The 24,274-nt window shown below is 67.4% G+C and carries 26 protein-coding genes; 11 read left to right on the forward strand and 15 right to left on the reverse strand.

Translation table 11 applies throughout. The features are described from left to right. Window positions 1-421 precede the first annotated feature (421 nt). Both GXK59_RS12860 and GXK59_RS12865 read right to left on the reverse strand, forming a co-directional pair. Window positions 422-1,678: a plasmid pRiA4b ORF-3 family protein gene (locus GXK59_RS12860; RefSeq protein WP_160667307.1), complete on the reverse strand. Its 1,257-nt coding sequence runs from the start codon at window positions 1,676-1,678 to the stop codon at window positions 422-424. A 48-nt stretch (window positions 1,679-1,726) separates the two neighbouring features. After that, a complete protein-coding gene (locus GXK59_RS12865) occupies window positions 1,727-1,921 on the reverse strand; it encodes a hypothetical protein (RefSeq protein WP_160667309.1) in 195 nt (64 codons plus the stop codon). 131 nt (window positions 1,922-2,052) lie between these two features. Here GXK59_RS12865 and GXK59_RS12870 point away from each other — a divergent pair, with 131 nt between their 5' ends. Both GXK59_RS12870 and GXK59_RS12875 read left to right on the forward strand, forming a co-directional pair. After that, window positions 2,053-2,235 (forward strand): PspC domain-containing protein, encoded by a 183-nt coding sequence (locus GXK59_RS12870; RefSeq protein ID WP_160667311.1) that lies wholly within the window; start codon window positions 2,053-2,055, stop codon window positions 2,233-2,235. Window positions 2,236-2,319: 84 nt separating this feature from the next. Next, window positions 2,320-3,579 carry a flavin-containing monooxygenase gene (locus GXK59_RS12875; RefSeq protein ID WP_160667312.1) on the forward strand — a complete coding sequence of 420 codons (1,260 nt, stop codon included), beginning with the start codon at window positions 2,320-2,322 and terminating at the stop codon, window positions 3,577-3,579. A 33-nt stretch (window positions 3,580-3,612) separates the two neighbouring features. Here the strand turns inward: GXK59_RS12875 and GXK59_RS12880 are convergent, their stop codons facing one another. Further along, window positions 3,613-3,807, reverse strand: coding sequence for a hypothetical protein (locus GXK59_RS12880; RefSeq protein WP_160667314.1), 195 nt, complete (start codon window positions 3,805-3,807; stop codon window positions 3,613-3,615). A gap of 157 nt (window positions 3,808-3,964) precedes the next feature. Between GXK59_RS12880 and GXK59_RS12885 the strand changes: the two genes are divergently transcribed. The 3 genes from GXK59_RS12885 to GXK59_RS12895 all read left to right on the forward strand — a co-directional run bounded on the left by GXK59_RS12885 (window position 3,965) and on the right by GXK59_RS12895 (window position 7,599). After that, the gene (locus GXK59_RS12885; RefSeq protein WP_160667316.1) at window positions 3,965-5,767 is read left to right on the forward strand and encodes an SARP family transcriptional regulator; all 1,803 of its coding nucleotides are present in this window, start codon (window positions 3,965-3,967) and stop codon (window positions 5,765-5,767) included. A gap of 127 nt (window positions 5,768-5,894) precedes the next feature. After that, window positions 5,895-6,245, forward strand: coding sequence for a DUF6176 family protein (locus GXK59_RS12890; protein ID WP_160667318.1), 351 nt, complete (start codon window positions 5,895-5,897; stop codon window positions 6,243-6,245). Between the two features lie 223 nt (window positions 6,246-6,468). Continuing rightward, complete coding sequence (locus tag GXK59_RS12895) at window positions 6,469-7,599, forward strand: IS1249 family transposase (RefSeq protein ID WP_160667320.1); 1,131 nt, start codon at window positions 6,469-6,471, stop codon at window positions 7,597-7,599. Window positions 7,600-7,764: 165 nt separating this feature from the next. Here GXK59_RS12895 and GXK59_RS12900 read toward each other — a convergent pair whose 3' ends face one another. Beyond that, window positions 7,765-7,968, reverse strand: coding sequence for a cold-shock protein (locus tag GXK59_RS12900; protein ID WP_024365339.1), 204 nt, complete (start codon window positions 7,966-7,968; stop codon window positions 7,765-7,767). Window positions 7,969-8,225: 257 nt separating this feature from the next. On the opposite strand from GXK59_RS12900, the gene GXK59_RS12905 reads away from it, so the two are divergent. The 3 genes from GXK59_RS12905 to GXK59_RS12915 are packed head-to-tail and all read left to right on the forward strand — an operon-like array spanning window position 8,226 to window position 10,277. After that, window positions 8,226-8,663, forward strand: a complete 438-nt coding sequence (locus GXK59_RS12905) for a helix-turn-helix transcriptional regulator (RefSeq protein WP_160667322.1) — start codon at window positions 8,226-8,228, stop codon at window positions 8,661-8,663. Between the two features lie 10 nt (window positions 8,664-8,673). Further along, window positions 8,674-9,075, forward strand: a complete 402-nt coding sequence (locus tag GXK59_RS12910) for a VOC family protein (protein ID WP_160667324.1) — start codon at window positions 8,674-8,676, stop codon at window positions 9,073-9,075. Between the two features lie 47 nt (window positions 9,076-9,122). Then, complete coding sequence (locus tag GXK59_RS12915) at window positions 9,123-10,277, forward strand: hypothetical protein (RefSeq protein ID WP_160667325.1); 1,155 nt, start codon at window positions 9,123-9,125, stop codon at window positions 10,275-10,277. Between the two features lie 12 nt (window positions 10,278-10,289). Here the strand turns inward: GXK59_RS12915 and GXK59_RS12920 are convergent, their stop codons facing one another. After that, on the reverse strand, window positions 10,290-11,498 hold the full coding sequence (locus tag GXK59_RS12920) for an acyltransferase family protein (protein ID WP_160667327.1): 1,209 nt from the start codon (window positions 11,496-11,498) through the stop codon (window positions 10,290-10,292). A 103-nt stretch (window positions 11,499-11,601) separates the two neighbouring features. Between GXK59_RS12920 and GXK59_RS12925 the strand changes: the two genes are divergently transcribed. After that, window positions 11,602-11,766: a type II toxin-antitoxin system VapC family toxin gene (locus GXK59_RS12925; protein ID WP_160667329.1), complete on the forward strand. Its 165-nt coding sequence runs from the start codon at window positions 11,602-11,604 to the stop codon at window positions 11,764-11,766. 46 nt (window positions 11,767-11,812) lie between these two features. On the opposite strand, the gene GXK59_RS12930 is transcribed toward GXK59_RS12925, so the two are convergent. From GXK59_RS12930 to GXK59_RS12975, 10 genes are all read right to left on the reverse strand, one after another. Beyond that, entirely contained in the window at window positions 11,813-12,967 is a 1,155-nt protein-coding gene (locus tag GXK59_RS12930) for a DUF6226 family protein (RefSeq protein ID WP_160667331.1), read from the reverse strand. A 121-nt stretch (window positions 12,968-13,088) separates the two neighbouring features. After that, a complete protein-coding gene (locus tag GXK59_RS12935; RefSeq protein ID WP_160667332.1) occupies window positions 13,089-13,415 on the reverse strand; it encodes a type II toxin-antitoxin system PemK/MazF family toxin in 327 nt (108 codons plus the stop codon). Beyond that, complete coding sequence (locus tag GXK59_RS12940) at window positions 13,412-13,615, reverse strand: antitoxin MazE-like protein (RefSeq protein WP_160667334.1); 204 nt, start codon at window positions 13,613-13,615, stop codon at window positions 13,412-13,414. Before GXK59_RS12940 ends, GXK59_RS12935 begins: the two co-directional genes overlap by 4 nt. 130 nt (window positions 13,616-13,745) lie before the next feature. Further along, complete coding sequence (locus tag GXK59_RS12945) at window positions 13,746-14,507, reverse strand: HpcH/HpaI aldolase family protein (protein ID WP_160667336.1); 762 nt, start codon at window positions 14,505-14,507, stop codon at window positions 13,746-13,748. 42 nt (window positions 14,508-14,549) lie between these two features. After that, complete coding sequence (locus tag GXK59_RS12950) at window positions 14,550-15,527, reverse strand: aldo/keto reductase (protein WP_160667338.1); 978 nt, start codon at window positions 15,525-15,527, stop codon at window positions 14,550-14,552. Beyond that, window positions 15,527-16,390 carry an ATP-binding cassette domain-containing protein gene (locus GXK59_RS12955; RefSeq protein ID WP_202129215.1) on the reverse strand — a complete coding sequence of 288 codons (864 nt, stop codon included), beginning with the start codon at window positions 16,388-16,390 and terminating at the stop codon, window positions 15,527-15,529. The genes GXK59_RS12950 and GXK59_RS12955 overlap by 1 nt, the downstream gene beginning before the upstream one ends. Before the next feature lie 44 nt (window positions 16,391-16,434). Then, window positions 16,435-17,289 (reverse strand): ABC transporter ATP-binding protein, encoded by an 855-nt coding sequence (locus GXK59_RS12960; RefSeq protein ID WP_160667340.1) that lies wholly within the window; start codon window positions 17,287-17,289, stop codon window positions 16,435-16,437. Then, entirely contained in the window at window positions 17,286-18,206 is a 921-nt protein-coding gene (locus GXK59_RS12965; protein WP_160667342.1) for an ABC transporter permease, read from the reverse strand. Before GXK59_RS12965 ends, GXK59_RS12960 begins: the two co-directional genes overlap by 4 nt. Then, the gene (locus GXK59_RS12970) at window positions 18,203-19,138 is read right to left on the reverse strand and encodes an ABC transporter permease (RefSeq protein ID WP_160667343.1); all 936 of its coding nucleotides are present in this window, start codon (window positions 19,136-19,138) and stop codon (window positions 18,203-18,205) included. The genes GXK59_RS12965 and GXK59_RS12970 overlap by 4 nt, the downstream gene beginning before the upstream one ends. Before the next feature lie 4 nt (window positions 19,139-19,142). After that, window positions 19,143-20,768: an ABC transporter substrate-binding protein gene (locus tag GXK59_RS12975; protein WP_160667345.1), complete on the reverse strand. Its 1,626-nt coding sequence runs from the start codon at window positions 20,766-20,768 to the stop codon at window positions 19,143-19,145. Window positions 20,769-20,979: 211 nt separating this feature from the next. Between GXK59_RS12975 and pdxA the strand changes: the two genes are divergently transcribed. Next, a complete protein-coding gene (pdxA, locus tag GXK59_RS12980) occupies window positions 20,980-23,385 on the forward strand; it encodes a 4-hydroxythreonine-4-phosphate dehydrogenase PdxA (protein WP_237393880.1) in 2,406 nt (801 codons plus the stop codon). A gap of 79 nt (window positions 23,386-23,464) precedes the next feature. After that, complete coding sequence (locus GXK59_RS12985) at window positions 23,465-24,253, forward strand: DeoR/GlpR family DNA-binding transcription regulator (RefSeq protein ID WP_160667349.1); 789 nt, start codon at window positions 23,465-23,467, stop codon at window positions 24,251-24,253. Window positions 24,254-24,274: the final 21 nt, after the last annotated feature.

Below are 24,274 nucleotides of genomic sequence, written 5' to 3' on the forward strand. Positions count from 1 at the left end.
CACTATTGAGTTCTCAAACAACAGACACACCCGGCACCACCACAACCAAGGCCGTGGATCGCTCCGGAGCAACTTATCAAACTTACCCGAACCCGGAAGCCTTTGCAAATCAGCGTTTCCGCGACTCACAACTCCACGAGGGGATCCCCACCCGAAACACCGGCACGCCACAAAGCGCGCCATATTCAAGGCCATTCAATCAGGGGGTCGGTCGCAATCTCTCCGCAACAGCGGCGGCGACTCGAATTACTTTACACGCCACCAGACCCCCACACAAATCCACCCCCACCACCACCCCCACACCCCCAAAAACCCCGCCACCACACGAAAAACAGACACCCCACAAGGCCCCCGCACCCCAATACACGAAAATCTGGTACCTGTGTACTGGCTCACATCCGCGCGGGCCCTGTAGACCTTCTTACGGGCCTTCGAGCAACCTCTGAACCTGCATGAGGAACTTCCGTCCGCCGTCGGTCAGGTTTGCCGTTTCGCCGAACGTGCGTTCCGGAACTTTCAGCTGCAGGCAGTCCAACATCCAGCGCACGTCCGAATAGAGATCCTGAGCAGCATCCAGGGGCACCGGTTTGCCTCCCTCCACCCGGAACCCCGCCGCATTCAGGGTGTCCGCAATGATCTGTCTCCGCTGTTCCCAGGATGGCGTAGCCCCCTCTAACAGCCAGTGGACCATCATCCGGGTCACGACGGCCGTTGCCTGATCCGCGGGGAAGGCCACCGCTTCGGCGAGGTAGTCCCACAGCGGGCGGCCGCCGTCGCGCATCTTGCGTCCGGCCGGTGACAGGACCAGGCGGCCTTTGCTCTTGCGCAGCAGCTTCCAGGCCTGCACCTGCTGCCGCAGCATCAGAACGGGCAGGGTCTGGCTTTCGCGGTTCGCGGCTCCCGGCCAGCGGTAGGCCCAGTCGAGTTCGCGGACGGCCTGGTTGACCACGGCAGGTTTGAGATAGCCGTCCTGGGTTAATTGCAGTCCGTCTGGGCCCGCCTGGTTCAGCAGCCACTGCACGGGCCGGATGACGGCGTCGATCTCCTCGTCCGTGGGCGGTTCCGGCCAGAGGCGTTTCGCCAATTCATCCAAACGTCGGTTGAGGGCGGCGGCGTCGAACGTATACGGCTCAAAAGTGCTGGCGTCCTGTCCCGTCGCAAATTTGTACCAGCCGGAGAGCTCCTGGTGTTCCTCATGCGAGGGATCGGCGAGGGCTTCAATGAGGCGCGCATAACCGTAGGTCCCGCCGGCGTCCTCCACCGGGCCCCGGTTGGCGCCGCCGATGCAGCGCACGGCACCCATCTGAAGCTCGGCCGGCCCCATCACTTCTACGAGGTGGGTCCACGAATCGCCATAGTCGTACTCGTATTCGAGCGTGCTCGCCCCGGCCTGCTCCGCGTCCAGTAGTTCAAGGAGCACGACGCCGGAAGCGGGCTCGTCGCCCATTTCCTCCGCTGCGTCGTCGGGGCCGATGATGACGCGGGGCTGGCCAAGCCGGTCCACGCACCGGATGCCAAAAAGGTGCCGGTTCTCCCAGCCGAAGGCCGTCTGGAGCACCCGGTGCAGTTCCGGGACGGTGATGGTTTCCGGCACCAGCGGGCGTCGCCAGATCTCGGGTTCGGTGTCCTGGATGCTGACGCGGAGGTCGTAGGCGGGGGCGGGGGTTGGGGACTCCATGCTGGCTATCCTGCCAGAGCCCCGCCGCATGATCGTGGAGTGGCGCGGCTAGCGCATCCACGCCCCGGGCAGATACCAGGCGTCCGGCGCCGAGTACGGTTCGCTCGGCAGGTTACCCGCGCGCCAGGGCTCCGCGGAACGGACCTCGGGGGTGTGGCCGTGGCCGTCCTTGAGGACGGAGCGGAGGGTTCCGGGGACGGCGACGAGTATGGTTCCGGCTAGAACGGCGATCAGGACTTCCATTGTTGGGTCACCTCAGGTGGTGGGCGGGTTTGTGATCCCAGTGTCTTCAGCCGCCGTGTGAGCAGGCGTGTGACGCGAAGGGTTTGCCCGGGGCTGTTCTCCTGACGCACCCACGCTGCTACCTTTTCTGGATGGAACAATCACTGATGAGGCCACGGAACCGCAAGATCATCGCGGGAGTCTGCGCGGCCATTGCCGGCCGCTTCGGCATCTCTGTGACGCTGGTCCGCCTCGGCTTCGTGTTCTTCGGCCTCTTCGGCGTCGGTGAGCTCGTCTACATCGCGTTGTGGATCCTCATCCCGAAGGCTAAGTAGCGGTCAGACCGGCAGCGGCTCTCAGACGGGCGCCGGCGTCGAAATCCCCCTTGAAACCTGCCGGGCCGGGCGTATCGTTTTTTCATGGGACCGATTGACGCGCCCCGCCAGGTGGACACCCTCGTGATCGGGGCCGGCCAGGCGGGCCTGGCCATAAGCTACTGGCTGAACCAGTCCGGCGTCGAGCACCAGGTGCTGGAACGCCGCCCGACCCTCGGCGGCGCCTGGCACGACCGGTGGGACGGGTTCTGCCTGAACACCCCGAACTTCTCGCTGCAGTTGCCGGGCATGCCCTACGCCGGCCCGGAACCGGATGCCTTTATGCCGCGCAATGACCTCATCGACTACTTCCGGCACTACGGCGAGTCCATCGGCGCGCCCGTCCTCACCGGTACGGAGGTCACGCGCATCGCGCCCGCGCAGGACGGCGGCTTCGGCGTGGAGACAACCCGCGGCAGCTGGTCCGCGCGCAGCGTGGTGCTGGCCACCGGGGCGTTCCAGAAACCGAGAATCCCCGCTCTGTCCTCACAGCTCCCGGGGCACGTCCTGCAGCTGCACACCCATGACTACCGCAACGCGGGCCAGTTGCCGGATGGCGCCGTCTTGGTCGTGGGGACCGGCCAGTCCGGCGGGCAGATCGCCGAGGAGCTGCTGGCCGCCGGCCGCGAGGTCCATCTGGCCGTGTCGGCCTGCCCGGAGGCGCCGCGCCGGTACCGCGGCAGGGACGCCATCTACTGGATGATGCAGCTCGGCTTTCACGGCCCGGAGTACGGGCTCAACGGCCTCACTGTCGCTCAGCTGCCCTCCCCCGCGGCGCGGTTCATGTGCAACCCGCTGCTGTCCGGCGCGGACGGCGGCCACGACATTCACCTGCGGGACCTCGGCCGCCGCGGCATCCGCCTGCACGGCCACCTGGAAGCAGCCGACGACGGCGGCCTCGTCTTCACCGACGACCTCCCGGAGCGACTGGCCCTGGTGGAGGCCGGGTTCGGCCAGCGCCTGCAGCCGATGTTCGATGCCTACATTGCCGCGGCGGGGATCAAAGCCCCGGCGGCGGACCCGCCGCGGGCGGACAATTGGCTGCCGTCAACACCGCCGCGGCTGGATCTCGCCGCCGGGAACATCACGTCCGTCATCTGGGCCACCGGCTACCGGCTGGACTTCAGCGTCCTGGACATCCCGGTCCTTGACGAGTGGAACTACCCCCGCCACCGGCGCGGGGTCACGGACTACCCGGGCCTCTACGCGGTGGGGCTGCCGTGGCTCAACGGGCACTGGTCGGCGATCGTCGGGGGCGTGGGCCGCGACGCCGAGTATCTTGCCGGGCACATTGCGGGGCGGTGAGCCACCGGCCCACCGCCCCGCAATCGTTCGTAGCTACTGGACCCGCGCCCCCGGCCGGTACCAGGTCAGGGCCGAGATGTAGGGTTCGCTGGGCAGGTTGCCGGCGTACCAGGACTCGGTGGACCGCACCTCGGGGGTGTGTCCGTGGCCGTCCTTGAGCATCGCGCGGACCGTGGCGGTGCCGGCGGCAATCACGAGTCCGAACAGCAGGACTACAAACAGTTCCATTTTTAGTTCCTCGGGTGGAGTTCGGATTTGATGAGTCCAGTTTCTGCAGCCGCCGTGTGAGCAACCGTGTGAATCCGCCGGGCTGAATACCCCGGCTGAATACCCCGGGACTGATTTCCCCAGCACGCTGGGGGCCCCGCGGCGTAAAATTACTCCTATGGCCGAGACATGGATTCGGCTCCTCGGTCCGCCAACGATCGAGTCCTCCGGCACCACTCCCCCACAGCCCAAGGGCCGCAAAGCCTGGGCCGTGCTGGCTTACCTCGCCCTGCAGCCGGAGGGCATCAGCCGGTCCCGGACCGCCACGCTCCTGTTCCCGGATGCCGCGGATCCGCTGGGTGCCTTGCGCTGGAACCTCTCCGAGCTGCGCCGGACCCTGTCCGGCGTCGCCATCAGCGGCGACCCGCTGCGGCTGGCCTTCGTGCAGCCCTGGCGCTGCGATGCCCTGGAGCTGGTCGGCACGGCCAACGGCCCCGGCCTGGACCCGCGGCGGTTCAACGGCCAGCTGCTGGAGGGCCTCACCCTTGCGGACAGCCCTGTCTTTGACTCCTGGCTGGCGGACCAGCGGTACCGGCTCGAGAACTGCGTCCAGTCACTCCTGTACGAAGGGGCGCTGGCCGCCTTGGCCTCGGGCACCCCGGCGGACGCCGTCGAGCTCGCCACGCTGGCGCTGCGCCGGGACCCCTTCCACGCGGACTGCACCGCCGTCCTGGTGAAGGCGCTGGTTGCCCTCGGTGAGCACCGGCGGGCTCGGGATGAGGTCACCAAATGCGCGGACCTCTACCACCGGGAGCTGGGCCTGCCGCTGCCGGCGGAAGTACGTCGTGCGCTGTCCGACTCTGTGCCGGTCGCCGACCCCGAGCTCCACGCCACCGTGGCCACCGTCCGGTCGTATCTCGACGCCGGCAGCGCCTCCCTGTCGGCGGGCGCCGTGGACCGGGGCCTCGACCAGTTGCGGCTCGCCGTCGTCCTGGCCCAGCGCACCGTTGACCGCCACCTTGTGGCCGAGTCGCTGGTGACGCTCGCCGGGGCGCTGATCCACCAGGCCGGCGGCCGCGGCGCCGAGGTGGCCGATTTCCTGCACCGTGCGTTGTCGGCGGAAGCGCCCGACGGCGTCTCCCGGACTGCCGCCGCCGCGTTCCGCGAGCTGGGCTACTTGTCCGTGCAGCGCGGTGTTCCAGACCGCGCGGCCGGCTGGCTGGAGAGGGCGATGCAGGCGGCGCGGGGAATCCCCGACGAGCAGGCCCGGATTCTGGCGATCCAGGGCATGCTGGCGTCGGACACCGCGCACTACGGCGACGCGGTGACGGCGTTCACTGAATCCGGACGGCTCGCCAAGGCGGCCCGGAACCGCCGGCAGCAGGCCTTCAGCGAGGCATTGCTGGGACGCGTGCATTTGCTCCGCGGGGACCTGGAGCTGGCGGCCGCCTGCCTGGACCGGGCGCTGGACTGGATTGCGGAGGAACACTGGACAGCGTTCGAGCCGTTTGTCGCCGGGGTCCGCGGTGAGACCTACCTGGCTGCCGGCCGGCTGGAGGAAGCCGCGGCCCTGATTGACCGGTCCTGGGTGATGGCCGATCTCGCCGGCGACCACTGCTACATGGCCCTGGCGGCAGGTGCCCAAGCGCGGCTGTTCCTGGCGCACGGCGACCTCGCTGCCGCCGAGCACTGGATCGGCCGGGGCCTGGAACCGACTCCGTGGTACCTCTGGTACACGGCCCGGCTGCTGGACACCGCGGCGGAAGTCGCCATCGCCACGGGTTCGCCGCGGGCCGGACAGTTCGCGGACCGGCTGGCCGCGCTGGCCAGCCGGAGCGGGATGCGGGAGTTCGTCGTCCGGGCGCAGTCGCACCGGGCGGTGCTCGGCGACGAGGCCGCCGCCCAGTCCGTGCCTTGGCTGGCGAAGGAGATCGACAACCCTGCGCTGGCCGCGTTCCTGGCCCGGCGGCACGGCGTTTGAGTGGGGAGGGCGAGCGGGTCCGGAGGTGATTGCGGAAGCCCTGTCCCGCCGTCGTCCGCGGGACTACCATGCTCCTGTACCGATGGGATTACCACCGTGCTCACTACTGCGTGGAAGGAAATCTGTCATGGAATGCATTACGTGGTTCGCGCCGATTTTGCCCGGGAAACTGGAGGAGTGGAAGGCGCTCGATGCGGAGATGAGCGGCTCGCGTCGGGAGGAACATGCACGCTCGAGGAAGCGCATGGGCGTCACCCGGGAGGTCGCCAGCCTCGTGCAGACCCCGCAGGGGGATTTTGTCTGCCTGTTCCATGAGGCCGAGGATCTGGCCAAGGCCTTCCAGACCCTCGCGGCCTCGGACGATCCCTACGATGTCTGGTTCCGGGAGCATCTGGTGAGCCTGCACGGGCTGACGGCCGAGATGCTGCAGGGTCCTCCCCCGGCGACGCTGCACTTCGACTACCACGACGCCGGCTGAGCGGCTTAGGATGCGCAAACCGGTCCACGACGCGCAAATTTCCTGACGCGTCCCGAATTCCGGTAGCGACAGGAATTCCGCGCATCGTGGGCCGGAATTCGGGGTTATAGGACAAAACGTGTGTATGGATTGTGCCTGTTTCCCAGTGACGGCGGGGGAAATCCGGGGTAGCTAAGCTTTGAAAGCTTAGGGTGGCTGGGGTGCTTGTATATCTCTGGAATGTTTGATTTGTGGTCGTGCGCTGGTTCGGAACGGAAAAACGGCGGCTGGCAAGCAGCGGTACCGGTGTCTGGAATGCGGGGCGAGCCGCTCGGGTGAACGCCCGGATGTGAGCCGGCGCGCGGAGCTGGACGCCTTTCTGGGCTGGTTGTTGGGCGCCGGCAGCCAGGCAGGGGCTGTCTCGTTCGGCACGGCCCGGTCGTTCCGGCGCCGCACGGCATGGTGCTGGAATATTTCCCCGGCGATACCGGCCACTGGCGAGGTCCATGATCAGGTCCAGATCGACGGGATCTACGTCGGGTCGTGGTGCTGTCTGATCGCGATCGCCGGAGAGCACGTGATCGGCTGGCAGTGGTGCGACACCGAGAAAAAGGCTGCCTGGGCTGCCCTGCTTCAACGGTTCCCCGCGCCGCGCGTGGTGATCACCGACGGTGGTTCCGGGATCGCGGCCGCATTGTCTGACTGCTGGTCCGATAGCGCCGTGCAGCGCTGCCTCGTCCACGTCCAACGCAACGTGCGCACCCACTTGACCAGCCGGCCCAGGACCGAGGCAGGAAAAGCCCTCCTGCGCCTTGGCCGGGCACTGACACGGATCCGCACCTCGGCGCAGGCCGCGGCGTGGCTGGGCCACCTCAACGACTGGTACCAGGACTACGGGGACCTGGTCCGGGCCCGGACCTACCGCGGCACCACCACCCCGGCGCCGGCCTGGGTGCGGGCGAATCAGACCTGGTGGTTCACCCACGACAGGCTCCGCAAGGCCTACCGCCTCCTGGAACGAATCAGCCAGGCAGGGACGCTGTTCACCTACCTCCGCCACGAGTTCATCGGACTCGACATCGCCGCGACGACCAACCGGATCGAAGGCGGCACGAACGCCCAGCTTCGCCTGATCCTGCGGGCCCACCGCGGGATGAGCGAGGAGCACCAGAAACGGGCCATCGAGTGGTATCTGTACCTGCATAGCGAAACCCCGGTCCCGCCCGCCCGGCTCATCCGCCCGGAGCACCAAACGCCCATACGCCTACCGGCTCAGACCGCCCCCGACCAACCCCACGGACCCGAGGAATACGGCAAAGCAGCCACCGCAGAAGAAGGCCTCTGGGCCCGCAAAGGATGGGCAGGACGACCCTGACACGCCCGGAATTTACACACGTTTTGTCCTATAACCCGGAATTCGTCGCGCGACGTGGGTCGACGCAGCACACCCGGGTTAAACAAAAGCAGGGCCCGTCAAAGACGGACCCTGCTCGAAACCTGTAAGGTTCCGGACTCAGAAGAGTTAGCTGGAAGCTAAGTCTTAGAGAGCCTGGATGTTTACGGCCTGGGGACCCTTGGGGCCCTGCTCGGTTTCGAAGGAGACCTTCTGGTTCTCTTCGAGGGAGCGGAAGCCGGAAGAGGCGATCGCGGAGTAGTGTGCGAAGACGTCCTGTGAGGAGTCATCGGGGGAAATGAAGCCGAAGCCCTTTTCAGCGTTAAACCATTTGACGGTACCAGTAGCCATTATTTTTTGTCCTTCGTGAAGGTGGAGGAAAAGTCCCGACTTTCGGGTCCTCCTGTGTGGGGTGCTCAAAACCGCTGCTTCAGAAGAACAAGGTCTTGCAACCTTGCGTACTGCCTGAACTACGAACTGCATAAACACAACAACAGGATCAACTCTACAGGAGATTCTCGGGCCGGGTTACCACACGTGTTTTGGGGGTGCCCCGGCCGCATCAATGGGCCCCTCCGCCGGGACGCCTCCGGATCTAGAATGGCGGCATGACACCGCAGGAGTTGGCCAACCTGGCGCACCTGCGCCGGGCCCGGGACCTGATCGACCGCGACTACGCGCGGCCGCTCGACGTCCCCACGATGGCCGCCGGTGCCCTGATGTCCCCGGCGCACTTCTCCCGCCAGTTCAAGGCCGCCTATGGCGAGACGCCCTACAACTACCTCATGACCCGGCGGATCGAACGCGCCATGGCTCTGCTGCGCGCCGGCGCCAGCGTGACGGATGCGTGCATGGAGGTCGGCTGCACCTCGCTGGGATCGTTCAGCTCGCGGTTCACCGAGATCGTCGGCATGACCCCCAGCGCCTACCGGGCCCGGGAGCACCACGCGGTGCAGGCCATGCCGCCGTGCATCGCCCGGCTGCGCACACGGCCCGCCCGCAAGCCGAGCAGGATTGAAGAAGCGCCCCCGCAAGCGCTGCAATAGCGTGGAAGACATGAACATTTCACTGCAGTACTCACAAATCACCGTCAACGACCTCGACGAGTCGCTCGCCTTCTACCGGGACGTGCTCGGCCTGGAAGTGCGCAACGACGTCGGCTCGGACGGGCAGCGCTGGGTCACCCTCGGCAGCGCGGCCCAGCCCGATCTGGAGCTGGTGCTCTCCGTCCCGCACGCCGGCCGCTCCCGGGACGACGGCGACGCCCTCCAGCAGCTGCTCGTCAAGGGCGCCCTCCCTATCCTCGTATTCCGCACGGACGATCTCGACGCCACGTTCGAGGCGGTCCGGGCCTCCGGTGCGGAGGTCCTCCAGGAACCCATCGTCCAGCCCTGGGGCCCACGCGACTGCGCCTTCCGCGACCCGTCCGGCAACATGGTCCGGTTTAACCAGGCCTAAGGCACGAAGACGCGAACGACGCCGGGGCGGGGCAATACGATGGACAAATGCATGCACACTCAAGCCCGGATGGCACCATCCAAGCCCCTGACAACATCAGTATTTCGTTTGACGGGGACGTCGTGGGCCAGGAGGCCATGTCGGCCAGGGCCGCTGCCGACTTTTTGGGCCGTCCGGGCGGCAGCAGCACCATTCGGGCCGTCCCGCTCCTGCATGTCTCTGGGGAACCGGGACAGCGCCTCGTGATGGTGGGTCACTCACGGGTGATCGTCCAGGACGTCGACCACGTGGCCGTGGAGTGCTTCCTGAGCAACATCTGGACTGAAGGCGCGGACGAGGGCGAGTTCACCCTGGTGGACAAAGGCGACGCGGCCGGCAACGCCCGTGTCACGGAGGCAGTCTTAAGGTTCAAGGACGCCCTACCTGCGTGGCCGGAGGCGTCCGAAGCCGGGGATCCGCAGATGCATGCGGCCCGGCATGCCAAGGCTCTGGCGGAAATGTCGCGAAACTCAGTGGCCCAGGTCCGGGAAATCCGCTATGGACTCGAACACCGGTTGGCGGTGTTCAGCGGCAAAGGACATCAAACGTCCAGCAATACACCCATCGTCGCTTCGCTGCTCGAATTGAATATCATCTGCGGCCGCGCGGCTGACCAGGCGAGGGAAGCAGTTCGGGAAGGCCTCTGGCTGCACCTTTCGGACTCCGTGGCCTATCACTCATACCGCAGGCTGCAGGACCCGTCGATCATCAATGAAGCCGCCGTGGCGACGCCCGGCACACGCACATGGATGAGGCTCCATGACGCCGCCATCCGCCAGTGCCTGGAAATGCGCAAGCAACTGGATGCTGAATCGGCCACCACGCGGGCCCTCATGGCCGCGGCAGCCAGCATTTCGAACTCCAGGGAAGCCGACGCGCAGTCTTCCTTCAACACCCTTGCGGCAGTGGCCTCTCTGGGCCTCGGCATACCGGCGCTGGTCTTGGCCCTCTATGGCGCTGACCGGCTCCTGCCTCTGAACACAGAGTCCAAGCAGCTCGCGTTCATTCCGGTTGCGGCCGGCTTGTTCTTCGCTGCGCTTATCGCGATCTGGCGGGCCCCGAAGGGGAAGTCCAGCCGTGTCTGGATCTTCGCGGCCATCGGTATCATCCTTATTCTGCTCAGTCTTCTGATCACGGCAGGACTCCTCGCACCTTCCAATTAGCGCCGCCCAACGTTACCGGGAGCGGGACCCGGCATATTCCCGTGCTACTGGAGGCGACGGCGCTTCTGCCGGTTGTGGGATAGCCGGACTGTCCGCGGGAGCGTCGCGGCGGATCCGGCGGCCCACGGCACGCCCCACGGCCATCGAGAGCCGGTGGGCGGGCTGTTCCACGTAGCGGAAGAACAGCTCCGCGATCGCGAACGAGGCGGCCACGGAAACGGCGAGCGCCATCGGAAGCGAGACGGATCGCAGCAGGGTGACGCCGGCCAGGATGATCGGAAGGTGCACCAGGTAGAGGCTGAAGGACACGCGGCCCAGCCATTGCGCGGCGGCGGTGTCGCCGAGCCGCTTGGCCGAGCCGCACGAGATGAACAGCAGGACGATCAGCGTCGCGCCCACCGTGACAACGGCCTCGACGCCGGGTATCGGCTGCTCGCGGCTGATCCATTCAGCGTTGGCCAGGAAGAGTCCCGCGGCGGCCACGAGGAACCAGGCGACGCGCGGCCACTTCCGGGTCAGCTCGCGGATCCGCTCACGCTCGACGCCGAGGACGGCCCCGATGAGGAAAATCGGGAGGTAGGACAGCCAGTCGAGGTGCTGCAGGGCTCCCACCAGGGCCAGGAGCAGTGCCAGGCCGATCTTCACGTGCCAGAAGCGCCGCCAGCGGAGTGCGAGGAAGACGTAGGCCGGGAGCAGGAGGGAGAACAGGACTTCCCATTTGAGCGACCACAGCGGGGTGTTGATGGTGCTGGCGTTCAGCAGGAGCAGGCCGTCCTTGAGGACCTGGCCCACGCTGGGGTGGATCACGTACATGTCCGCCCACGGGCTCTGCAGCGGCGACGCCGTCCGGGGAATCAGCAGGATCAACGCAACGGCCACCGCCAGCGACGCCCAGGCCGGTATATAGAGGCGGAAAAAGCGCTTGGCGTAGTACTGCGCCCAGCTCCTGGCCGGGCCCGGCCGGGTGAACGGCAGGACCAGGACGAAGCCGGAGAGCACAAAAAAGACGTGGACAGCCGGCGTGCCGTTCCAGAGGACGTGCAGCGGAGAGAACACAGCCCAGGTCTCTGCCGTATTGAGCGCCGCGGACCGGTTGCCCTTTACGACGTTCCCGATTCCCGGGAGCGTGGACACTACGTGGCAGGCAACAACCACCAGGGCGGCAATCCCCCTGAGGCCATCAAGCTGCGTGACTCGTGTTTGACCAGACTTAGACAGCATCCGTCCCATGTTACCAGTTCGTTACATTTGACGGCGGCCGGGGAGTCGCCAAGACTGAGGTCCCTGCCGGCCAACAGGTCAGTTTTGGCTTGCCCTTCCCCTGATGTACGCAGCCGCCCTGCCCGGCGGATTGCGGAGCCCAGATGCCATTCATCTCGCCGCCGCCATCCGGCTGCAGTCCGACGTCCTGGTAGCCTACGACGCCGACCTGCTGGCTTCCGCGGTGGACGCCGGCCTTAACGTCGCGTCCCCCGGAAGCGCGGGCTGATCGTGGCCTGAGCCAATCCCGGTCGGGTTGCGTCCGGGGCCCCAGTTCAGCTCCGGCGCAGTGGCCAGGGTTTCCATCCGCGGGCCACCTCCCGCAGCCGGACCTCCGCGTCGTGCAGTCGCCCGGCACTGGCCGGGGGCGGTTCGCCCTGGCCGCTCTCCGAGCCGGAACCGTCGAACGCTGCCAAGGCATACTCGCTCCACCGCTTGCGGCCCACCGGGTAGCGTTCGCTGTATCCGCCGGCCGCGACCGAGAGCACCAACAGCTCCAGCCGATCCGCTGTTGTCTCCACCGTTTCGTCGCAGGAATCGCAGCCGCACACCGGAAACGCGAAGTCATGCAGCACTCCGGCGTGCACCATCACGCCCGGGTAGACGGTCAGCACAATCGTCAGGGCCGCCGCCCCGGAATCCCGCGGGATGATTTTGACGGCCTGCAGGACGCCCGGCCCCTGCATCAGCAGCTCCCCGCCATGGGCCGGATCATCCTGGACATCGACGTCGTACACCGCCGTCAGGTGCTCGATCAGCGCACGGGCGACGACGTGGAGCCCGGCGAAGCGCTCGGGGTGGCTGTCCACGCTGTAGGAATCCGGGTCGGGCCCGTCCGCGCCCCAGTGCCGGCCGTAGGGAATGGGCTCCCCGTCGCGGGAGTAATAGGTGGTCGTCGGCAGGTCCGGCCGGACGTAGCGGGGCCGTCCTGCCGCCGGGCGTACCGGAACGGGCGGACGGGCCGGGGGCTCATCCGGCTCGTCCTGCGCCCAGTCCGAGAGCACGTCAATCAGCCCGCGGACCGCGTCGTCGTCCGCGCTGCGAAGAGCTTCGAGCAGGCGGTCCACCTCGAACGCTTTGTCCCGGTTTCCCACCGTAGATGGGGCCCCTTCATAGGCGGCCCACTGCGCGTCGGGCCGCAGCCGGGCGATGGTGTTCCCGGCGAAGACCGCCGCAGCCGCGCTGAGGGTGCTGTCGTCGGCGAGCTGGGAGCCTGCCGTGCGCAGGAACCGGATGAGCCGTTCAGGGTCTGCAGCCAGTTCGCCCGCCCGTGCGCCCTGCGCCGCGCAGAAGTCAACGAACGGGGCATAGCCCTCCAGGTGCCGGACCACCGCGGGACCGGACCCTTCCCGATACAACGCGGTGCCGCGCGGCATCGGTTCCGGCATTCCGGTGGCCTGCCCTTCAAACAAGTCCTCTGCTGTCCCCATACCGCGATCCTAATCCGCCGCCGGAACCGCCACGCACTAAAATAAGGCTTTCGAAAGGCTGCGGGGCGAACCCCGTCCGATTAGGTAGGCCCGGCCCGCAGCCGGCGCCGGAGATTGTATCTCAGCTCCCCAGACCCAGAAAAATGGCCAGCGACTGCTCAACTGCAACCATCGTCTTGGCATCCACTCGTCCCATTCGCTGCCCGAGGCTGGCGCGACGCACCGTTGTCAGCTTGTCCACCATGATCTGGCTAACGCGTTCCAACCCGGTCAGCTGTCCTGGCTCCACGGTCAACCTCAGCAGCGGCGCGTCCGTCAATTGGGACGTCAGCGGCAGAAGGGTGATCGACTCAGACGCTGCAAACAGATCATCTTGAATGATGAGCGCCGGCCTGGGTTTTTGCGCATATGTGCCACCCGAGACCGTCCAAAGCTCGCCCCGATTCACTCGGGCCAGTCTTCCGAAATCTGTTCGATGAAGTCCTGGTCGTCACCCGCGCGGTCCGCGGCGGCAACCGCAAGCGCCTGGCGCCGCGCCTCGCGCTTGAACTCTTCCGTGCGGGCGTCTGGCACCCACATCTGAATCTGCCGGAAGCCACGCTCGCGCATAGCAGCCCGGTGCCGTGCGACGCGATCCCTAACGCTCATAGCCCAATGTTACATGTAACTTCTGACTGCCAGCCGGTCAGCCGGGCCAAACGGACGAGCGTTGGCGGGCGGCTCTCCTGCTCGCGGCAGCCTGAGGAGCCAGCTACCTGAGGCTTCACCTTCGCCGCGCCTACTCCCCGCGGGCGATTGCCAGGTGGCTGGCTGCAGCGATTTCGAGGTGCGTCAGGTCCGAGGCCACGGTCACAAAGGTGAAGCCCTCCTCGATGCGCTGCCGGGCAATTTCTCCGCTGGCCGTATGAATGGCCGCGATGACGCCCGCGGACTGGGCTGCCTCACGGATGGTGACCAGCGCGGCATTGAATTCCTCGGCCACGTCCGGATCGTTGGGAAATCTTCCGCCCACAGCCAGGCACAGGTCGGACGGACCGATGTAGACGCCGTCGATTCCCGGGACCGCGCAGATTTCCTTGACGTTCTGCAGTCCTTCGGGCGTCTCGATCATGGCCAGGCACAGCACGGTGGCGTCGGCGTCGGCGGGTTTGGGGCCGATGCGCAGGGCAGACCTCATCGGCCCGTAGGAGCGCATGCCATGTGGCGGGTACCGGACTGCCCGGACGGCGTCGGCCGCTTCGGCCGCATTGTTCACCAGGGGGACGATCACCCCGGCCGCGCCGGCGTCGAGTGCCTGTCCGATAAGGGCCGCGTTGTTGGCCGGAACCCGGACGATGCCGGCGGCGCCCGCGGCATCTATGGCCATGAGTCCGTTCAGCCACCCGGAGTACCCCATCAACCCGTGTTGTGCATCGAGCGCGACGTAGTCGTACCCGACGCGGGCAACCCGTTCTGTGGAAACGGGCGAATCCAAAACGATCCAATAGCCGACGACGGCCTCGTGGGCGCGGGCTTTGGCAGCAAATGATGCGGCGGTCATGGCAGTTACCTCTTCAGTTTGGCGTTGTGTGAGCCGGGGCGGTTATCGGTTGTAGTTGGGCATCGGTCCGCGGATTTCCGCGGCAACGTCGTCGCAGGCGCGGACGATGTCCGCCGGCAGCGGGCCCTTGGCCGCGGCGTCGATGTTGGCCTGGAGCTGTTCGATTTTGGAGCCGCCCAGCAGGATGGAACCGACCCCCGGTTTGCTCAAGAGCCACCGGAAGGACAGCTCCGGCAGCGGCAGTCCCGCGCCGTCCGCAATGTCGCCCAGCTGGCGTATCGCCTCGAAGAGCCGGGGATCCCAGTACCGCTTCTTGTACATTTCGGCCAGCCGGGAACTGCCGAACCGGCCCTCCGTGGGCGACTCCGTGAACGCGTGTTTGCCCGTGAGAAGGCCGCCGCCGAGCGGGTTGTAGACCATGGTCAGCAGGCCCGTGTGCTGGGCGAACTCAAGGTATTCGTCCTCGATCCGGGTCGCCAGCAGGTTGTACAGCTGCTGCGCCACCACCGGCCGGGGGGTTCCGGAGGCGTCGGCGGCCGCGTTCAGCTCGCTGATCTGCCAGGCCGCAAAGTTGGACACGCCCCAGGCGCCGATCTTGCCTTCGGCGATCAGCTGCCCGACGATGGCGAGCGTCTCTTCCAGCGGGGCCTTCCGGTCCGGCTGGTGGAGGTAGAAAAGGTCCAGCCGGTCCGCCGCCAGCCGCCGGAGGCTGCCCTCGACGGAGCGCCGGAGCCCTTCGGCCGACAGCGGGGAGTGGTCTCCCGCATCCGGGTGCGGCATTCCCGCTTTGGAGGCCAGGATGACGGCATCGCGCTTTCCCGGCAGGAGCTTGGCCAGCATTTCCTCGGTGGCGCTGCCCGCGTACCCGTTGGCGGTGTCAACCACCGTGATCCCGGCGTCGAGCGCGGCAGACAGCATGCCGGCGGCAACCTCCTCCGACACTGTGTCGCCAAAGGTCATGGTGCCCAGGGCCAGCTGCGAAATGGGAAGCTCGAGGCCTGCCACGTTGGTTCCCTGCATCAGCTTGCATCCTCCATCAGTACGGGGTCACCCTGCGGGGCTACCTTGTTCAGTCTTGAGACCAGCTGGCGCGGTTTGCGGCCGGTCATGGTCAGCGGATCCAGGGCGGCCGCCCGCAGCGCCCGCGTGTAAGGGTCCCTGGGTCTGCTGAGGACCTGTTCAGTGTTCCCCTGCTCCACGATCTTTCCCTTGGACATCACCACGACGTGGCTGCTGCTTTCGCGCACCACACCGAGGTTGTGGCTGATCATCAGGTACGTGAGTCCGCTGTCCCGCTGGATGTCCGCGAGGAGTTCCAGAACCTGCGCCTGGACCGACACGTCCAGGGCGCTGGTTGCCTCATCACAGACCAGCAGTTCAGGCTGGGACGCGAGTGCCCGGGCAATGCCGATCCGCTGGCGCTGCCCGCCGGAAAATTCCGCCGGCCGGCGGCCCAGGGCCGAAACGGGAAGGCCCACCTGGTCCATCAGTTTGGCGGCTGCGGCCCGGCGTTCCTTGCCGGACCGGATGCCCCGCAGCGTCAGGGGTTCGGCCACGATGTCCTCGGCCGTGAGGTGCGGGTCCAGTGAACCGTAGGGATCCTGGAACACCATCTGAACCTTTGACCGGAGGGGACGCAGCTGCCGGGCGGGCATCCGGGCGATGTCCTGGCCGTTGAGCAGGATCTCCCCGGATGTTGGGGTGAGCAGCCGGACGATCGCCTTGGCGATGGTGGACTTGCCGCAGCCCGACTCCCCCACAATGGCCACCGTGCTGCCGCGCGGGACGTCGAAGCTGACATCGTCCACGGCCCGGAAGCTGGTCCGGTGCACGGCGTAGTCCACCGTGAGGTTGCGAATGGACAGCACCAGGTCCTGCCCGATGGGCGTGCTGCCGGGCGTGCTCGCGGCAGTGTTCGTTGCAGGGCTCACGGGTGTGCTCCGTTCAGGGCTGCATGGCTGCCGGACTCCAGCGGATCCGGCTGGGATTCGCCGTCCCAGGCGCCCAGCCGGGGTACCGCGGCAAGGAGTTTCTTCGTGTAGTCCGTCTGCGGATACTCCACGATCTGTTCCACCTCGCCGCTTTCCACAAACTGTCCGTTCTTCATCACGTGGATCCGGTCCGAGACCAGCCGGGCCACGCCCAGATCGTGCGTGATCATCAGGATGGCCACGTGGGTGCGCTCCTGGAGTTCCATCAGGAGGTCCAGGATGCCGGCCTGCACGGTGACGTCCAGCGCGCTGGTCGGTTCGTCGGCCACCAGCAGTACCGGGTCCACGGCGAGCGCCATGGCGATCAGCACACGCTGCAGCATGCCGCCGGAGAGCTGGTGCGGGTACTTCTTCAGCTGCGCTTCCGGCGCGGGGATCCGGACCTGTTCCAGGAGCTCCACGGACCGCCGGGTCGCCTCGGCCTTGGACGCGGGACCTTTCCGGAGGACCGCCTCGCCCAACTGCCGCCCGATGGTGTGCACCGGGGACAGCGCGGTCATGGCGTCCTGCGGGATAAGGGCAACCGAGCGGCCCCGGAGCTTGGCAAATTTCCGTGGCTCGGTCACCACGTCCACGCCGTCCAGCACTGCGTGGCCGGAGATGACGGCGAGGTCGTCCGGCAGGAGCCTGAGGAGGCCCATCGCCGTCGTACTTTTGCCGGAACCGGACTCACCGATCACGGTGACGGTCTCTCCGGCGTCGATGGAGAAGGAGATGCCGTCCACGGCGCGGATCACACCGGCAGTGGTCATCAGTTCGACGGAAAGGTCCTTGACTTCCAGGACGCTCATGACGTTGCTTCCTTCCGGCGTCGTACGCGGTCCCGCAGGCCGTCGGCCAGCAGGTTGACCCCCACCACCAGGGTGGCGATCACCGCTCCGGGGAAGGTGACGATCCACCAGGCGGTGGTGAGGAAATCCTGGCCGTCGGAGATGATCCGGCCCCAGGTGGCGAAGGGCCGCTGCGGGCCTGCTCCGAGGAAGCTCAAGGCGCTTTCCATCAGGACGGCCGTGGCCAGGAGCAGCAGGACCACCACAATGACCTGGTTGATGACGTTGGGGATGACGTGCTTCACCAGGGTGGTGATCTGGTGCAGACCCAGGACCTTGGCGGCCTGGACGTAGGGCTTTTCGCGTTCCACCAGCACCAGGGAGCGGGTGAGGCGGGCGGGCTCGGGCCACTGGGCGATGGCGATCACAAAGGTGATCACCGGAATGGAGGGGCCGAAGAGCGCCACCACCAGCAGGAGCATCATGAGCAAGGGCAGGGACAGCTGTGCCTCGATCAGGCGGGACACCACGGCGTCCACCCAGCCGCCGAAAAAGCCGGCGAGCGCACCGAGGACCACGCCCACCAGGCCGGAAATCACCACGGCCAGCACGCCGATGGTCAAGGAGACCTGGCCGCCGTGCAGGACCCGGGAGAGGATGTCCCGTCCCAGCTGGTCGGTGCCGAACAGGTGGCCCGGGCTGAACGGGGGCAGGAAGCGGGACGCGATGGCCTGGGCATCGGCATCCGGCAGCGGAAGGACCTGGGCCAGGACAATCGGCAGCACCACCAGCGCGGTGAGGACGGCGCCCAGCAGCATCTTGACGTTGGCCGAGCGCTCCCGCCGTGCGGCCGAGGAGCGCCGGAGCAGGCGCTTCGTCACCGCCGTCCGCGGTTCTATGGTCTCGGCGACGATCGGGATTTCCTTGACAGTACTCATGCGACGGACACCTTTCCGAGCCGGACCCGCGGGTCCAGCAGCGGGTAACACAAATCGATGAGGAGCTGGACTCCGACGGCGAGCACGGACGTCACCAGCACCGTTGCCTGGATGAGGGGATAGTCGCGGGTTTCGAGGGCCCGGACCACCAGCGACCCGAGGCCGGGCCAGTTGAACACCACTTCCACCACCACCACACCGTTGAGCATGCCGGCGAACCGGGTCCCCAGGGTGGTGAGGATGGGGATGGAGGAGTTGCGCATGGCGTAGGCCCAGGTGAGCTTCTGCTCGCCGGTGCCGCGGGCCCTGGCCACCGTAAGGTACGGGGCCGTCATGTTGGCGCCCACCTCGCGGCGGACCATCCGGGACACCAGCGCGATCTGCATGATGGCCACCGTCGTGACGGGCAGGACCACCCCGGACCAGCTGGTGAAGCCGGAGGACGGGAAGATCGGGATCACCACCGCGAACAGGGTCAGCAGCATGATGCCGATCCAGAAGTCAGGCATGGACTGCCCGGCGATGGTCAGTACGTTGACCCCGAGCTCGCGCTTGGTGTCGGCGCGCTTGGCCATCCACACCCCCAGCGGGATGGCCACCACAATGGCCGCGAGGATGGCGAGCACCGCCAGGAAGACGGTGTTGGGCAGCCGGGCCATCACGACGTCCAGGGCGGGTGCCTGGAACGAATAGGACTTTCCGATGTTCCCGGCGGCAAGCTCCCGGAGGAAAATGCCGTACTGGGTCAGCAGGGGTTCGTTGAGCCCCATGGAGGTCCGGATTTTCTCGAGGTCTCCGGTGGAGGCCAGCGGACCGGCCAGGGCGTAGGCCGGGTCGCCGGGAGCCATCCGGATCAGGACAAAGACTGTGGACACGGTCAGGAAGATCGTGAGCAGGCTCTGCCCCAACCGCTTGGAGACGTATCTGAGCATGGGACTAGCCGTTCACCTTGACTGAGGAGAGCTGGTACGAGTTGATCGGGCGGAGCTTGATGCCCTCCACCCGGGCGCGGCGGGCCAGCACGGCGTTGGGAATGAAGGCCCACATGCAGGGCCACTGGGCCCAGATGTCCTTCTGCACGGCGCTGAGCAGCTGCGTGCTCTTGGCCGCATCCGTCTCCGAGGTGGCGGCGATGATCCTGCTGCTGATCTCGGGGAAGACGAAGCCGTGGTACGTGTCGCGGGTGGCTTCCTTCTCGGCAGTGCCGGCGTACATGCCCTGCAGGTTGGTCAGCGCCAGGCCGGTCTGGTTCCCGTAGCCGTTGCCCAGGATGTCCCAGTCGCCCGCCTTGCCCTGGCGCCAGGCGGAGATGTCGCCGCCGGGCTGGAACTGCTGGAGCTCGGCCGTGACGCCGATGTCCTTCATCATCTGGACGAGGGCTTCCATGATGGATACGTCGCCGGCGAATTCCCCGGTCTCCCAGATGACCTTGACCGCCAGGTTGGACACGCCCAGGTCCGCGAGCATCTTCTTGGCCTTGGTGGGATCGAACTTGTACTCTCCGGTCTCCACCGCGCCGGCCAGCGTCTGCGGGACAACACCCTTGGCCGAGGTGACGGTGCCGCCCAGGATGCCGTCCACCACGCTCTTGCTGTCGAAGCCGTAGGACAGCGCTTCGCGGACCTTCGGATCCGACATGGGGCTGCCCGCGGGCTTGCGGAAGTTGTAGAAGAGCTGGTTGTAGCGGGTGCCCGTGACCGATTCGATGGTGATGCCGTCAACGGTCTTCAGCTGAGCCACGGAATCCGGGGTGATGGAGTCGATGACGTCCACCTCGCCGGAGCGCAAAGCAACCACGCGGCTGGATTCCTCGGACATGAACCGGACGTTGACCTCGGCGACGCTCGGCTTGTCGCCCCAGTAGTTCTCGTTGATGACCAGCTTGTAGGTGCCGGTGCCGCGGTCCGCGGAGGCCACCTTGTACGGGCCGGTGCCCACGCCCTCCTGGAGCTCTTCCGGCTTGTTGGCGGCGGCCGGCGTGATGAGGATGTTGGACATCAGCGTGTTCAGCACGGGCAGCGGGGCCTTGGTGTTCAGGGTGAAGGTCGTCTCGTCCTTCTTGGTCACGGTGGGCCACTCCGGGAACTGGGGTGCCAGGAAGGAGCCGTTGACCTGGCTGTACATCTGAAGGGCCTTCGCCACATCCTCAACGGCAACCTTGGTGCCGTCCGAATACTTGATGTCATTGCGGAGCTTGACGGTCCACTGTGTGGGGCTGGTCAGTTCGAAGCTTTCCGCCAGGACATTGCGCGGTTTGAGGTCGTCGCCGATTTCCGTCAGGGCCTGGCGGACGGCGCGCTGGACGGTGACTGCGGCATCGAACTGGTTGAGCTTGTTGTCCAGGCTGACCAGCGAGCGGTTCAGTCCGAGGGTTAGGGTGCTGGTGCCGGTGGCGCCGCTACTGGCGGCGGACGGACCCACGCAGGCGGTGACGGCGGGACCCAGCACGGCGCCGGCTCCGGCCATGGCGCCCCACCGGAGGAGTGAACGCCGGGAGAGCGAACGCTGCGCTACTTCGCCGAGGAATCCGCTGCCGCCGGCAACGCTGTCGGGCTGAGTCATCTTTGACCTCCAAGTAAGGGCCGGCTCCTGCCGGCTTTGGCGTTGCATCCTGCTGATACGACCGCCGCGGTTTGTTGCTTCGATCACAATGCCACGATTGCGCATACCGCGCAAGTGAGTTAGCGTGTTTTGTGCAAGCACGTTCTCAACGGCCTGGTTTGCCCTACATCTCACCGCACCCGGATCCCCGCTTATGCCAAAGGAGGCAGCAGTGCAGCGCATCATCGCCATTGCTGACGACCTCTCCGGCGCCGCCGAGACGGCAGTGGCCTTTCTGGCCGGATCCGACGGGCCGGACACCGGCACTGCGCAAAGCGCGCATCCCGGCACTCACCTGGACGCGGCGGACGACGGCGGCCCGCTGGTCTGCATGTTGCCCCACCTTCCGGAGGAGCTGGGGCCCGCGCTCGGGGAGCTCCGTCCGGGCGCCGGACCCTTGGTGCTGGATACGGACAACCGCAGGTTCCCCGCTGATGAGGCCGCCGTGCGGCTGCGCCGGATCCTGGACGCGCTCCCCGCAGGAGAGGGCGCCCCGACGGTGTTCCTCAAGATCGACTCCCTGCTCCGCGGCCCCCTGGCGTCCCAACTCGCGGTTTTTTCTGCGGCCGGGCCCGTCATCCTGGCCCCGGCCCTGCCTCCCCTGGGCCGCAGCACTGTCGACGGAACGGTGCACCATCAGGGGGTGCCGCTGCACCAGACAACGCTGTGGCATGCCGAACCCTCGGCCCCGCCCGCCACCGTAGCCGCACTCCTCGCCCCGCTGCCCACCGCCGTGGTGGACCTTGCCACCGTCCGCAGCGGCAGCAGGGAACTCCGCGCCGCGCTGCACACGGCCACCGCCGGATACCCCCATCCGGTGGTGATCTGCGACGCCGAGACCCCCGACGACCTGGACGCGATCGCCGCCGCGGGCCTCAGCCTCCCCGGCATCCGCTTCGCCGGTGCTTCCGCTCTGGGAGCCGCGCTGGCCCGGACCGCCGGCCAGGCACCCCCCGGCGGTGCCGCCGTCGTCCGTTCCCCAACCGGCCCGCCCGGCTCCACGAGGTTTCCGCTGCTGGTGGTCGGTTCGGCCTCCGGCCCGGCACGGGAGCAGCTGCAGGCGCTGGCCGAGACCGGCGTCGCCGTCATTACCCTCTCCCCCGCGGACCTTCTGGCCGGAACGGCTGATCCCGCTCCGCTGCAGGAGGCGCTGGCGGCAGGTCCCACGGCGGTGACCGTGGATGCGTCGGCGGTGGACCCCGGGGTTTCGTCGCGGATCGCGGCCGCGTTGGCCCGGGCGGTAGCTCCCCTCGCCGCCGGCCGGCCGCTGATGGTCACGGGCGGGGAAACCGCCCGCTCGGTGCTGGATGCCCTGGGCGTCAAGCGGCTGAGCGTGCTGGGCGAAATCGAACACGGCGCCGTCCTGTCGCTGGCTCCGGGGGGACACCCCGTGGTCACCCGTCCCGGCAGCTTCGGGAACGCCACCAGCCTCCGCACCATCGTGGCCGCACTGGCCAACCACCGCGCAGCGGCTTCCCCGACGGGGAATCCCGCTCCGAAACACTTCCCTCTGCCGACGGCATCCCGGCCGTCCCTGCCCGGAAAAGGACCTTCCATGAACATTGTCGATTCCCCGGACCTCCCCTACGTCGCCGTCACCATGGGCGACGGCGCCGGCGTGGGGCCCGAGGTGGTGGTGGCCGCCGTCCTGGACCCGCAGATCAACGCCGAGTGCCGGCCCGTGGTGATCGGGGACGCGCTGCGCCTCCGCCAGGCGGCGGACGCCCTGGGGATCCAGGCGGACATCCAGCCCGTGGCCACCGTGCAGGACGCGGTGTTCAGCCCGGGCCGGGTGAACGTGATCGACCTCGCGCTGCTTCCGGAGGACCTCGCGTGGGGTGAACTCTCTCCGGTGGCGGGCCATGCCGCGTACGAGTACATCCGGGTGGCCAGCGAGCTGGCCATGGCCGGAACGGTGCAGGCCATTTGCACGGCGCCGCTGAACAAGGAGGCGCTGCATGCCGCCGGCCACATCTTCCCCGGGCACACCGAACTGCTGGCGCAGCTGACCGGGACGGAGGAAGTGTCCATGATGCTCTCCACGCCCAAGATCAAGGTCATCCACGTGACCACGCACATCGGCCTGATGGACGCCGTGCGGAAGATCAACCCGGCGCTGGTGGAGCGCACCATCCGCCGCGGCCACGACGCGCTGATCCGGGCGGGCGTCCCGCAGCCGAAAATCGGGGTGTGCGCCATCAACCCGCATGCCGGCGAGGGCGGGCTATTCGGCCAGGGCGAAGAGGCGGAGAAGATCGAGCCCGGCGTCCGGGCCGCCCGCGAGTCCGGGATCGACGTGACCGGCCCGCTGCCGGCGGATACCCTGTTCTTCCTGGCCGGCCGGGGTGATTACGACCTCGTGGTGGCCATGTATCACGACCAGGGGCACGGCCCGGTGAAGGTGCTCGGTATCGAGGCCGGCGTGAACATCACGGTGGGCCTGCCGGTGATCCGGACTTCCGTGGACCACGGCACCGCCTTTGACATCGCCGGCAAGGCGATCGCCGATTCCCGCAGCATGATCGAAGCCCTGCACCAGGCGGCCGAGATGGCCACCCGGCCCAGCATGGCAGTCTAGGCGGAGCAGGCGATGCTGCAGGCAGTCACCCCGGGCCGGAACTAGCATGGGTACCACGCCCACGGGAAGGAGACCGGGAATGCTGTCCGCAAACGCCAGGCGCGAGGAGATCTACCATCTGGCAGTCACCACCGGACTGGCCTCCGTGGAGGAACTTTCCGCCCGGTTCGAGGTCACGGCCTCCACGATCCGCCGCGACCTCGCACTGTTGAACGGGCAGGGCCGGCTGGCCCGCACCTACGGCGGCGCCATGGCCATGGGCGCGCACCCCGAGGCATCGCTGCGGCAGCGCATCGGCGAAGCCTTCGAACAGAAGCACGCCATTGCCCGTTGGGCGGCGTCCGTGATCCGGCCCGGGGAGAACATCCTGCTCGACGCCGGCTCCACGGTGGGTGCCCTGGCGCACGAGCTGCGCAACTTTGACCCGCTCTCCGTCACCACGCCCGGGATCAACACCCTGCAGGAGCTGGCAGACTCCGAGGGCATCGAGGTGAACTGCCTCGGCGGCCGGCTGCGGACCCTGAGCCAGAGCTTCGTGGGCCCGCTTGCCGAAGCGGCCCTGGAACGGATGAGCTTCGACCGCGTGTTCCTGGGCGCTGACGCCGTGACGGCCGAGGACGGCATCTGCGAGGCCGACCACGCCCAGACCAGGCTCAAGGAGCTCATGGCCCGGCGCGGCAACACCGTCTACGTGCTGACGGATTCCTCCAAGCTGGGCCTGCGGCCCTTCCACGCGTGGGCGCGGCTGGCGCTGCCCTGGACGCTGGTGACGGACGACGGCGCGGATCCGGGGCAGGTGCAGAAGTTCCGGGAGGCCGGGGTGAACGTTGAGGTCGCCGCCGTCGGTGTGGAGGCCGCGGCGTCTTAGCCTGACCGCCTGTACTGTGTC

The organism is Pseudarthrobacter sp. ATCC 49987 (genome assembly GCF_009928425.1).
Classification (GTDB): domain Bacteria; phylum Actinomycetota; class Actinomycetes; order Actinomycetales; family Micrococcaceae; genus Arthrobacter.